The 12,420-nt window shown below is 46.2% G+C and carries 7 protein-coding genes and 1 pseudogene; 3 read left to right on the top strand and 5 right to left on the bottom strand.

From position 1 onward, the window contains the following. Nucleotides 1-215 precede the first annotated feature (215 nt). Nucleotides 216-3,002, bottom strand: a complete 2,787-nt coding sequence (locus tag GOU96_RS10205) for an alkaline phosphatase family protein (RefSeq protein WP_042988896.1) — start codon at nt 3,000-3,002, stop codon at nt 216-218. Nucleotides 3,003-3,588: 586 nt separating this feature from the next. After that, a complete protein-coding gene (locus GOU96_RS10210) occupies nt 3,589-4,227 on the bottom strand; it encodes a beta-phosphoglucomutase family hydrolase (protein ID WP_267781963.1) in 639 nt (212 codons plus the stop codon). A 146-nt stretch (nt 4,228-4,373) separates the two neighbouring features. Here GOU96_RS10210 and GOU96_RS10215 point away from each other — a divergent pair, with 146 nt between their 5' ends. Both GOU96_RS10215 and dcuC read left to right on the top strand, forming a co-directional pair. After that, a complete protein-coding gene (locus GOU96_RS10215) occupies nt 4,374-6,137 on the top strand; it encodes a methyl-accepting chemotaxis protein (RefSeq protein ID WP_001913901.1) in 1,764 nt (587 codons plus the stop codon). A 390-nt stretch (nt 6,138-6,527) separates the two neighbouring features. Continuing rightward, complete coding sequence (gene dcuC / locus GOU96_RS10220) at nt 6,528-7,895, top strand: anaerobic C4-dicarboxylate transporter DcuC (protein WP_000891426.1); 1,368 nt, start codon at nt 6,528-6,530, stop codon at nt 7,893-7,895. 97 nt (nt 7,896-7,992) lie between these two features. Here the strand turns inward: dcuC and GOU96_RS10225 are convergent, their stop codons facing one another. The 3 genes from GOU96_RS10225 to narQ form a co-directional block, all read right to left on the bottom strand. Further along, entirely contained in the window at nt 7,993-9,363 is a 1,371-nt protein-coding gene (locus GOU96_RS10225; protein WP_000948695.1) for an L-serine ammonia-lyase, read from the bottom strand. A 215-nt stretch (nt 9,364-9,578) separates the two neighbouring features. Continuing rightward, on the bottom strand, nt 9,579-10,202 hold the full coding sequence (locus GOU96_RS10230; protein WP_001277850.1) for a response regulator: 624 nt from the start codon (nt 10,200-10,202) through the stop codon (nt 9,579-9,581). Further along, nucleotides 10,192-11,880, bottom strand: a complete 1,689-nt coding sequence (gene narQ, locus GOU96_RS10235; protein WP_001934021.1) for a nitrate/nitrite two-component system sensor histidine kinase NarQ — start codon at nt 11,878-11,880, stop codon at nt 10,192-10,194. Before narQ ends, GOU96_RS10230 begins: the two co-directional genes overlap by 11 nt. Before the next feature lie 232 nt (nt 11,881-12,112). On the opposite strand from narQ, the pseudogene GOU96_RS10240 reads away from it, so the two are divergent. Further along, a pseudogene (locus GOU96_RS10240) lies at nt 12,113-12,328 on the top strand (4Fe-4S binding protein); the annotation flags it as partial. Nucleotides 12,329-12,420: the final 92 nt, after the last annotated feature.

Consider the following 12,420-nt stretch of genomic DNA (forward strand, 5'->3'; position numbering starts at 1 on the left):
GTATTGTCAGACGCATTGCTACGCTTGAGTGAATCCCCAAACCGCTGGAAAAGTGCGAAATACACGCCCCGAGTTTAACGTCTAGAATACCGATTAAGTTCTCATTTTCTGATGACCGATCAAGCATGAGCTCCCGCACGTCAATCATGCCGCTTGCTACAGTACAACACTGTACCCAAGCGACTTGACATTGTAGATCGGCGTAAAGTGAGACGTTACTGAATATCTAACTTATTGAGTAATGAAGGGTAACCCCAGCCATCATGGCCAGCCTCAATACTTTCTCCTGTTAAATACTCATAAAGTGTAGGAGCCAAAGATCCATTTTGTTCCGACTGCAGAGCAATCGCATTAGGCCCAATCGGTTTACCCCAGAATCCCAAAAACGCATCTTTTTCTAAGTAGCTTTCACCAGCGTGTCGTCCCGGCACTTTGGTGTTGTATCCGACGCCCTGCTTAGGGAAGAGATTCATCGTGCCGGCACGATCTTCTTCATAAAGTGCCGCAAGCTGATTCACAGAGTCAGGACGAGGAGTGAAGCGGGTTAGCTGCCGCCATTCCTGCTCATCACACCAAGTCGCTATGTTCGCTTCTTCAGCACGATAGAGACATTTGTCCACCAACTGCGCGAACTCTTCGAGAGCCTTTGCTTGAGGTTTAGGTAAATATGGATTCAGTTGCTGTAGCTGTAATAGCTGAGGTTGGCCTTGCTGTGACGTGTAAAAACGCTTATTACCCACTAGGCGTATGATCTCATCCAAGCGCTGACCTTCTCGCATGCCGATCACCCGCACAGCACAATCATCCACAGTACAGGTTTTCTCTCTAACCACTAAGTAATCCAAGCTATCCCCTAAACGAACAAGGCTTTCACTAACAATATCAAGGGGTTTGTCACTCTCTTTGGGTTGCCACTGGGTCAATTCTTGATAAATAGGTTGTGTTGCCCACCCTGCCGCTGAATTAAAGAAATCGAGCATGAAGTTACCTCCGGCAGTCGAGGCCACCACAACATCAATCTTCTGATAACTGGGCGCATTAAGAGCATTGGTTAATTTCGGCCCCTCTCCTTCATCGGAGGAAATTTTCTCCAGCGCAATCTTAATCCCCAGATCTTTTTGTAATGACTCAAAAATTTTACGTTCTGGATTTAAGGTGCCGTAAACGGGAGCTAAACCGTGATCGCCCGCCATTCCCCATAAAGTACGCTCATAAATTCCAGCTTTTTTGTATGCGGCTTCTGTTTCTCTCAACCAGTAATCTAAGCGATTCAATTCTCCCGTTGGCATGATCACCTCATCGCTAAACGGTCCAGCGAAATGGGCAAAATGGTCGGGCCAAGGATTATAAATCAGCGTGTAATCGGGCATGCCAAAGATGTCCCGCTCAGCATATTCAGCCAGTTGTTGCTCAAGGCGCTGCTTTAATGTCGCTCGCGTTAATACCATCCATTTCGACGAATTTTGGTAAGCGGTGATCTGCTCAATTAATTTCGCTCTTAATGGGGTAAGTTGACGTTCCACCTCCGCCCTTTCATTTAATTCTCGCAAACAACGTTTTTCACCGAAATCACGTAGAGCTTCGCCAGCACCAAGATTCACCAGTCCATCGTAGGTAGTATGTGCATTCCAATCATACTGTGCGTTACAGTTGAGTGTTTTCAAGTAATCTAGGCGATCGAACATTGTCTTCACACCTCGTTCATTGACTAAGCGATCGAGCTGCAAAGCATCGTTGCCAAAAAAGTAGTAAGCGCGATCTGCTTGACGATCAACGAAGTGGAAATTGGGAATACCAGTACCACCAAGCCCAGAAACCTTAGCGCCAGTTTTGATGATAGGTAAATTACGCACACTGATTGTCGGTGTCGAAGAGATACCGACTTGCACAATGGTTGGACGATAATGCTGATAAAGCTGTTTGAAGAAGGGCAAATAGTAAGGATCTTGATAATTTTGCTCAGCCAAGGTGGAGAGGAAACGGACTTGTTGCTTATGTTCTAGCGACTCCATCAGCGTTGAATGCTGGTTTTTTTCAGCTTGTTGATGTTCTGCATAGACTTGTTTGATAAAGGGGATTTCTGGGTGAACAAGCCCTTCAATCAAGCCTTGCTGCAAACCATCCACTGTCACTTGTACCGCAAAACGGCGCTGCTGTTGTGAAGTTAAAAAAGTGACTAATTGCTCAGGGTCACTATCCAATGTTTTGTTTAACCACTCTTTTAAACGCGCGGTGCGCTCTTCCTGATAAAGAAATTGTCGATATCCTTTCAGCACATTCAAACGCACAAAATCAATTAGGCTAACCGTAATCGCTTGCGCTTTGTTGTTCACTTTATTGGCGTTTTCTGGTTTCGCATCTTCTAGAACCGACAGAAGTGCATGTTTCATCTCCCCCTCATCCATGCCGTTGGCCGTTTGACGCAGAATATCCACGACAAGTGGTTGAATTTTTGAGACTAAGGCTTTATCAGCAGGCGTATCCGACAAATACTGGTATTGGGAAGGCAGTTGTTTGAGATCACGCCACTCACCAATCTGAACTAGAGCGTCATACAAGGTCACCATAGTCGCAATAAATTCACTGTCGACTTTAATTCCTTCTTGGTGAGCTTGATCTTTACTATGTTGGCTTTGCTCTGTCACTACAGGTTTGCCAAGCTGAAACAAACTATGTTCAAACCCCTTTAAGGCTGGCTCATCATACACAGTGGATAAATAATTTTTGAATTGATCTTCCGTTGCCATGCCGGTGTAGCGGTCATAATACTGATAAAGAAAATATCCCAACGGGATTGCATAGCTGGGATCGGAAATTTGCTTTATGACTCGCGCTTTCGTTTTTACGTCCAATGGTAAGGTGAGGATATAACTATCCAAAGTGAGACCAGCGATAGTAAACAGCGCGGTATCGCGTGTTAATCGAGTTGAATAACTCAACGAGTTGGTGATTTGATGCTTAAAAACATGCGCCGAGTTATACACGCCTCCCACAAGAGGCATTGATTCCACTGCGCCATTTACTGAAAAGGGTAAACATCCCAAAATAGCCATTATTGAGAGTCTTTTATATTGATGAGATGCGTACATAATCTTTCCTATTTCAGTTTGATAATGCGTCAATTTAAAGGTTAGAGCGCTTGAAAAAGCAACACTCTGCCTTCGATAACATAATGAATCAACACATGTTTCGTAATTCTGACTCTATATCTCTTTATTCTTGAAACATTTTTCTATCACACCATTTTATGCCGTAAGGCTACTAAAAGTGTTGAAATGCGCAAAACACGTAGACATTGGGGGATTGATACGTTCATGAAAACGATGAAACCAATGAAAAGATCAGCGGACTTAGCCGACAATATCTGCCTATAAAGCACCTCGATAGCGACACTCACTCAAGCAAAGTGAACGTAATTGCACAAAAAGAATATAGATCGAACGATTTAGCTCTTTGGCTACATTACCTTTTAAGCCCTTAAAATAATCACCACCTGTAAAAGCGGTGGTTTAGGGATGACAACAAAAAGCGAGTGAACGCTGTGCCTTCACTCGCTTTTTTGCCTCATGTTTTCACGCTCTACCTACCTCAATGAGCAAAGGGGTAGAAAACCAATCCTTGCTCGGTCACTAGCATGCAATCCATCCCACCCGCGTGCGCTGCCTGAAGTCCTAATTGGGTATCTTCAAACACCAAACACTGTTTAGGTGTCAAGCCGAGTTGCTCACACGCCATCAGAAAGGTTTCGGGGTGCGGCTTGTGCTGTTGCACATCGCTGGCCGTCACAACAGCATCAAATTTATCCAACACCTGCGCATTACTTAATAAACGCAGCGCGCTATCACGTTGGCTCCCCGTCCCTATTGCCATTTTCTTCTTACCCTGCCATTGGCAGAGTAATTCATAAGTGGCGGGGATCACTTCCGCTTGCAGCCCCATGCTGGCAAACCAATCCATTTTGTAGGCTGCGACGCGATCGGGATCGAGCGCCAACCCTAATTTTTTATTGATGTGCGTCGTAATTTTTGCACTTGGCATCCCGCCTAATCCATAGAGCCACTGGGCATCAAATAGGAAGTCAAAATGCTTCGCCGTCGCTTCCCAAGCGGTTAAATGCGCAGGCATGGTATCAAGCAGGGTTCCATCCATATCAAATATGAATCCTTCATAAAGGCTAAAGTTGACAACAGTCACAGCATCTCCAATTTTTTGTAATAAATTTGTCATTAATATTTCATATAAAGCTGAAAGCGATGAACGACACTAGTATTGATAGTTTCATTATTCTCAGTACACTGCTGCACGCATTGCACTCAGACACCTATCTCGTTGATGGGATGTCAATGGAATAAAAATAACAAGTAGGTAACACCATGAATATTCGCCATAAACTTTATACTTTGGGCATTATTGCCATACTGGGCTCCATCGCCATTTTCTTTACGACCTCACAGTTTGCCCAGACCAACGATGAACTTAATCGAGCTATCAATCAAGTCGATAAACTGGAAGTCAGGTTACTCAATTTAAGACGCAACGAAAAAGACTTTTTATTGCGTAGCGATGCCAAATATCTGGATACCTTTCAAAAAAATACTGACCTGTTCCTCAATTTACAAACTGAACTCGACGCCATCATGCTCAAATATGAGCTGGGTGACTCCAACGCTTTACGTACTGACCTACTGGAATACAAACAGGGTTTTGAACAGTTAGTGCGAGCCTATCAAACCCTCGGCCTTAATCAGGAAAGTGGCTTGTGGAAAAGCTACTATCAGGCGCTCGAGCAAGCCAAACAACAAGCTTCCGCAGAAGAGCTGTTAGCCCTAGTGGATTTCCATCAGCAGGTATTAGCAGGCTCCGCCAACTCAAGCGCGTTGAACCAATTTTCTGACCTGATCAAATCCGCTCAAGCCGTGGTGAACCAAGCAAAAGTGATCGGCTTGAAATACAACGAAGGCTTACTGGGTGCCACGCGTTCTCACTCTCACGATGTCGAAGAGATGTTTAAAGCCTTCTCTAAAACCCTGACGCAAGCGGTTGATGAGAAGCAGCAAACCATGAATACCGTGAAACTCTCCGTTACCATTGTCGTGGTATTGATTATTTTGCTGGTGATTTTCCAAATCAGCCGCTCAATCAATTTACAAGTCAGTCAATTGTTGCTGGTTATTCAACGAATTGCGCAATCTAACGACATTTCTCTGCGCGCCGAGCTCAAAGGGAATGATGAAATCACCGCCGTGGCACGCTATTTCAATAGCCTGTTGGATAAATTTGAGCATTTGATCAGCAGTTCACAGACCAAATCTCACCAATTGTACAGCAGCACTTCGAGCATGCATGACGAGCTTGAGCAAGTGATTGAGCAATTTAATGTTCAATCTGATCACATGGGCTTGATGGCGACATCGGTACAACAGATGGTATCGACCATTAGTGAGATTTCGGAAAGCACTAACATTGCTGTCGATGGCGTTAATCAGGCAGCGCGCAATGCGGAACAAGGCCGCAGCGTGGTGGTGACTACGGTGAAAAACATTGACTTACTCTCCTCTACCCTACAGAAAAGCCAACACTCTATCGGCTCATTGAATGCCTTTGTTGAAAAAATCGGTGGTGCGGTGAGCATCATTCAAGGGATTGCAGAACAAACTAACCTACTCGCCTTAAACGCCGCGATTGAAGCCGCACGTGCCGGTGAACAAGGACGCGGCTTTGCGGTGGTCGCCGATGAAGTACGCTCACTCGCGACTCGTACCCATCAATCGACGGAAGAGATCACGCGCGTTGTCTCCAATATCCAGTCACAAATGAGTCAAGTGGTCGATGACATTGATTTGTGTAACAACCAAGGTCAGGAAACGCTAAGCGCCTCTCGTCAACTTGACGAAAGCTTGCAGCAGATCCTGCGTGACATGCATACGATTCAAGATAACTCACAGCGCATCGCGGCAGCGATTGAAGAACAAGGCAGTGTGATGAACCATGTCAGTGAGTCGATTGCTGAGCTGAATACGATTTCAGAAAACAATATGCGCTCCGCACAGCAATGTCTTACTGAGGTCGATACAGTGTCACGCCAAGCCCATGCCATGGATGAAGCGGTTGCAGAGTTTCGCACCAATCGTGACTAAGCTTTACTTTCCTGAACTCACAGAAAGGCTCTTATGAGCCTTTCTTCTTTTTCTCTGTGTGACTGAGGTGAGCATAGAACAGCGATCCTGCTTCTTGATGAAATGTTGTAGCATGCTCTGCTATCCATAGAACAAGTTTTATCCATCCTTGTCATGCCAACATCGTAAAAACACCCATTTACAGAGCAAATAACTAACAATCTAACCAAAAGACAGATCAATTCAAATAAAATCCGCCTTTAACAAGAATTAATCACCAATATTAATTGATACTTTTATTGCTTTAGATCATGCAAAGTGCAAGTTGAACTCGTGCTACAAATTAATTTTCAGTAAATTCCTGACATACATTTTACAGTTTGAAATAAACGGACATTTTTGGAGATTGCTATGCTTGAGCTTCTGATTGGCTTAGTCGTGACCTTTGCGGTCGGCTATTTCATCGTTAAAGGCTATAAGCCTGCGGGTATCCTACTCACCGCAGGGATTTTGCTACTCATTTTAACCGGTATCTTGGGACACAAAGTCCTACCGGGACAGATGGAATCAACCGGTAACCTACTCACCGATGCAATGGAGTATGTGAAATACATGCTGCAAAACCGTGGCGGCGGCTTAGGTATGCAAATTATGTTGCTGTGTGGTTTTGCGTCATACATGACGCACATTGGTGCCAACAACGTAGTGGTAAAACAGTTTTCTAAACCACTCTCTTTTATTAAATCACCCTACATCTTGTTGGTCGCAGCCTATCTTGTTGCCTGTTTGATGTCTCTGGCAGTGAGTTCAGCCACCGGCCTTGGCGTGTTATTAATGGCGACCTTATTCCCAATGATGACCGCGATGGGCATTTCTCGCCCTGCGGCGGTAGCGGTGTGTGCCTCTCCGGCTGCGATCATTCTCTCTCCTACCTCTGGTGACGTGGTCATTGCGGCAGAAAAATCCGGTTTGCCATTGCACGTATTCGCCGTAGAAACCGTATTGCCTGTTTCGATCTGCGCGATCATTGTGATGGCGGCCGCCGCGTATTTCTGGAACCAATACCTTGATAAGAAAGACAATACACCAATGGAGAAAGTGGATTTGTCTGAAATGGAGGTTAAATCACCAGCTTATTATGCAGTCCTGCCATTCTTACCCATCATCGGTGTCTTTGTGTTCAATGGTGAAACGCTGCCAGGCATTACGCTGGATATCTATACCATCGTTGTACTGTCAATTTTCATTGGCGTGCTGGTCGACTACATCACTAAACGTTTCAATGGTAAGCAAACGTTGGAAGATCTTGAAGCCTGTTACGAAGGCATGGCGGATGCCTTTAAAGGCGTAGTCATGTTGTTGGTTGCAGCAGGCGTATTTGCACAAGGTTTGATGTCAATTGGTGCGATTGACAACCTACTGCACTTAGCAGAAGTGGCGGGGGCTGGCGGTATTGCGCTGATGTTGATTCTGACTGGTTTAACCGTCGCCGCTGCGATTGCCACCGGCTCAGGCAACGCGCCTTTCTATGCGTTTGTGGAATTGGCTCCGTCACTGGCTGCGAAAATGGGACTCAACCCCGCATTCCTGATTATTCCTATGCTGCAAGCCTCCAACCTTGGCCGTACCATTTCTCCGGTTTCTGGTGTGGTAGTAGCTACCGCGGGTATGGGTAAAATCAGCCCATTCGAAGTGGTAAAGCGTACTTCTGTGCCTGTGTTACTGGGCCTTGTTACGGTGATCATCGGTACTATGGTGCTGGTACCTATGCACGCTTAACTGTCCGTGTTATGACCAATATTCAAAAGGGCGTGAAATCACGCCCTTTTCTTTTTGAGTCGTATAAGCAACTCGTAAAAACATGTCCAATTCTGGATTATTCACAAGGGGGCGCGAGATGGATTAGCGCCAATCCTCCGAGCGAAGTTTCGCGGTATTTCTTATTCATATCTTTCCCAGTCTGATACATGGTTTCAATCACCTTATCGAGTGAAATCAGACATTTACTGGTGCGCTTGAGGGCCATGCGCGAAGCATTGATCGCTTTCACTGCACCCATCGCGTTACGCTCAATACAAGGCACTTGCACCAAACCGCCTATCGGGTCGCAGGTCATCCCTAATGAGTGCTCCATAGCAATTTCTGCCGCCATGCAGATTTGCTCATTACTGCCACCACGCAAAGCCGTTAAGCCTGCGGCGGCCATGGAGGAAGAAACGCCCACTTCACCCTGACACCCAACTTCAGCACCGGAAATGGAGGCATTGGTTTTATACAAGATTCCGATCGCGCCAGACACGGCGAGAAAATCCTTAAGCTGTTTGGTATCGAGCGCTTTGATAAAACGGTGGTAATACATCAAAACCGCAGGGATCACGCCCGCGGCTCCATTGGTGGGCGATGTCACCACTTGTCCACCAGCGGCATTCTCCTCACTCACCGCAAAAGCAAAGAGGTTAATCCAATCCATCACTTCCATCGGATCATTTTCAATCGCTGCATTGGCTTCAAGTTTTTTCAGCAAACTCGGCGCACGGCGAGTGACATTTAATCCCCCTTCTAAAATGCCTTCGGTCGCAAAACCACGCTCCATACACTGGCTCATCACTCGCCAGATTTGATCGGCCTTGGCATCAATCACCGCCATCTCTTGAAAAGCCAGTTCATTACGCAGAATCATTCCGCCTAAACTCAAACCATGTTTTTCAGCTTGGTGCAGCATTTCATCGGCACTGGTAAAGGGGTAAGTCACCGTCACATCGGCGGTCGCGGTACCATTTTGCAACTGCTCAGCGGTCGCAACAAAGCCACCACCGACTGAATAATAGGTTTCAAAATCAATCTGTTGTCCTTGAGTATCAAACGCGCTCAACGTCATACCATTTTCGTGCAGCGGCAGATTATCTTGATGAAAAAGAAGATCCTGATGGTAATCGAAGGCAATGTCATGCTGACCATTGAGACGCAGCTTACCCGTTTGCAACGCTTCACGTAGAGTCTGATTAGCGTCACCAATCTTGATGGTGGCAGGTTGATTCCCCATTAAGCCCAGTAAGGTAGCACGATCAGTGTGGTGCCCCTTCCCCGTTAAAGACAGCGAACCATACAGATCCACTTGTATGCGAGCAACTTTATTCAGTTGTCGCAATAACTGCTGCACAAAACGGTAACCTGCAATCATCGGCCCATTGGTATGCGAGCTGGAAGGGCCAACCCCAATTTTGTAAATATCAAAGATTGAGAGCATAACTTTCCCCTTTGTATATACCCAAACGACTTGGCGTTGCAGGTAGGCAGCAAGTGAGTTCATCCCCATGAGCATAGATAAACACTGTGATTAGGGTGAACGAACGTAGCCAACACCGTTGCAGCTTCAAGTAGGAAGGGTTGAACACCTTAGGTCATCGTTACCCGTAAGTATATACCCGTTCAACGCTCTCGCTCAGGGGAAAGCTTTCACTATCAGTTAGCATACCGCTCTAGATAAAGAATCGTGGCAGCGGTGCGTGACGGCACATCAAGCTTTTTCAGTAAGCTTTTCATGTGCACTTTGACGGTAGATTCAGAAATAAACAAGCGGTCGGCGATTTGTCGATTGCGATAACCCTTTGCCACTTCTGACATAATTTGCATTTCACGTTCCGTTAGTGCTTCAAAAGGATTACTCGTATGCTCGCGATTTAAAAGGTAGCGTTCGACCGACTCACTAAAGGCTTTTTCGCCTTGCATGGCTTGTTTAAGCAGCGCCACCAGTTGATCTGGCTCAGTGTCTTTGAGGAGATAGCCATCAGCCCCCGCTTTGACTAATGCTTCAATATCTGCGGCGCTGTCTGAAACCGTGAGGATCACCACATAAGCGTCACACTCATCGGTGCGCAGCGCAGTCAGCGTATCCAATCCCGACATCCCTTTCATATTGAGATCGAGCAGAATCAAGTCCGGTTGTAGATCATGCGCCAGAGCAATCGCTTCAGCCCCATTCCCCGCTTCGGCAACCACCTCAAATTCTTCTTCAAAACTCAATAGTTGATTGATACCACGGCGCATCAGCGGGTGATCATCCACTAAAAGGACTCTACAACTCATTCTTATTTTTCTCCTCGCTTTGTTGGTAAGTCAGCACCACTTTGCAGCCTTTACCCGGAGCGGATTCAACCTTTAATTCGCCACGTAAACGGGCGGCCCGTTCTTGCATTATGCTCATACCATAGTGATTGAGCTTGTGATCTTGCAGATCGAAGCCAACCCCATCATCTTCGATCGTAACTTGGACTCGTCCCTGCTGTTCTTGGCAGTTGACCTTAATTTTAGTGGCTTTGGCGTGCTTTATCGCGTTAATCGTAGCTTCACGAATCAACTGCACCAAATGCACTTGCTGATGAGCATCCAGCGCAATTGAGGAAAGCGCATTATTGAGTTCAATTTTCGCATCGGTTTGTCCCGAAAGCTGAGTCAGCATACCCAGTAGAGATTGACCAAAACTGCCTTCGGTTAAGGTCAGCCGGAAGGTGGTGAGCAGTTCGCGCAACTGGGTATAAGCATCCGACAGACCTTTATCGATTTCGCGAATGATGTTTTCCGTCTTACTTAAATCGCCATCCGACTTTAACGGCGTCACGGAACGTTTCAGCAAGGTCAACTGGATCTTTAAATAAGAGAGCGATTGAGCAAGCGAATCATGCAGTTCTCGCGCTATGGTGGCTCGCTCTTCCATTAACAGCAGTTGCTCTGCTTGGCGCTGCGCTTGATTGTAGTAAATCGCGCGCGACAATATCAGCGCAAAGTTATCAATCAAAGCCCGATCTGGCTCAGGCGAACCCGCTTCCCAATACAAAAAGCCAAGATGATGACCATCTAAGGTGAGTGGTGTTTGCAACATCGCAGCACCGCTTGGCTTTCCTTCTTGCAAAATCAATGGCTTGCCAGCTTCCTCTTCAATTTCTAATCGAAGAGCACAAATCCCTTCCAACGCGACCCAATGGCGCAAAATGGTTTGGAAGTTACTCGCCGTGATCCGTGAAGCCGTCAACTCTTGCGAAGAGTGATACAAGACCTGCAGCGATTGATTGGCCATTTGCAGCTTGTAGGTTTTCTCATTTACGGCGTGCTCTAGCCCGCGATAAAGTTTGCCAAGATCGCCCGCCATACTGTTAAACGTTCGGCTGAGGATCCCCATTTCAGTGCTGCTGGTCTCCTCCAGCATGACATCAAAATTTCGATTTTTGATCTTTTCGCTGGCATCAACCATGGCATTGAGCGGCCGCACGACCTGCTCCCGGATGTAATACACCACAAAGAGGGATACCGCAAAAATCCCGCCTAAACCAAAACTGCCTACTGCAGCTAACGCAATCAATTTACGCTCAGAAAAGCGCTGTAACTTGAGTACAAAGCCATCCACTAAGCTGACAAAAGGCGCAACTTGGTCAAGATATTGCGCTTTTTGGTCACTATTAAGCACTTTTTTGAGCTCATGCCAGCGCTCAATCAGCTGGTAGTAATCTTGTTGAATGTCACTGGGTACCGTCCAGTCGAGCAAAGCGAGCATGGAGGGCGAGTACAGTGAGTTTTCAAACAGAAAAATATGCGCCTTGTAGTCATGGGATTGGGTTTGGATGTCATACGCCAAACGATAACTCTGCATACGCATAGAGCCGGAGACGTTTACCGCTTCTGCATCATTCAAAGAAGACGCCAAAGTGACAATGGCAACCCCAGTCGTCAATGCCGAGAGAAACAAAATCAATAACATGGCTTTCGCCATAGTACGGGTTAATGAATGTCGTACTGGAGTGAACAATGCCGTCTCTCTCTGATTGATAACCAAGCTTCCACCTCTTTAGGGCTACACACTATCCGAAACGGGCAGGTTAATTTATTGATCCAAAACAATCCACCACCCCAATTACCTCCTAAGAGGTATTTATACAAATATGTCAAAAACTACAATTTGTGTATGGGAATATGGCAGGTTGTGAACAGGTGTGGAGAAAAACATGGTCGACTTAAGTAAACGACGTTGGTTCACTCCGAATCGTCAGCCCAACCAAAGCCAAGTTCGGCTGCCTTGGTTAGCGCGTCCAGACGCGTTTACCGATGAGTGTACTCGCTGCGGCAAGTGCGTTACTGCGTGTGAGACTCACATTATCGAAAAAGGCGATGGCGGCTTTCCCACGGTGAATTTTTCGATGGATGAGTGCACGTTTTGTTACCATTTGCTGATTTTTACATCGCTTGCTGCTGTGTGTTTCACTGTTTTTTTGTCATTCGATTCACGCTTCGGATTCGCCTACCGATAAATAGA

It is taken from the genome of Vibrio sp. R-1 (assembly GCF_035615595.1).
Lineage (GTDB): Bacteria > Pseudomonadota > Gammaproteobacteria > Enterobacterales > Vibrionaceae > Vibrio > Vibrio cholerae.

Coding starts and splice junctions, on each gene's coding strand:
- narQ (WP_001934021.1), bottom strand. CDS start 11,880: ATGGCGAAAGCCATGTTATTGATTTTGTTTCTCTCGGCATTGACGACT.
- GOU96_RS10215 (WP_001913901.1), top strand. CDS start 4,374: ATGAATATTCGCCATAAACTTTATACTTTGGGCATTATTGCCATACTG.
- GOU96_RS10210 (WP_267781963.1), bottom strand. CDS start 4,227: ATGACAAATTTATTACAAAAAATTGGAGATGCTGTGACTGTTGTCAAC.
- GOU96_RS10225 (WP_000948695.1), bottom strand. CDS start 9,363: ATGCTCTCAATCTTTGATATTTACAAAATTGGGGTTGGCCCTTCCAGC.
- dcuC (WP_000891426.1), top strand. CDS start 6,528: ATGCTTGAGCTTCTGATTGGCTTAGTCGTGACCTTTGCGGTCGGCTAT.
- GOU96_RS10205 (WP_042988896.1), bottom strand. CDS start 3,002: ATGCCTCTTGTGGGAGGCGTGTATAACTCGGCGCATGTTTTTAAGCAT.
- GOU96_RS10230 (WP_001277850.1), bottom strand. CDS start 10,202: ATGAGTTGTAGAGTCCTTTTAGTGGATGATCACCCGCTGATGCGCCGT.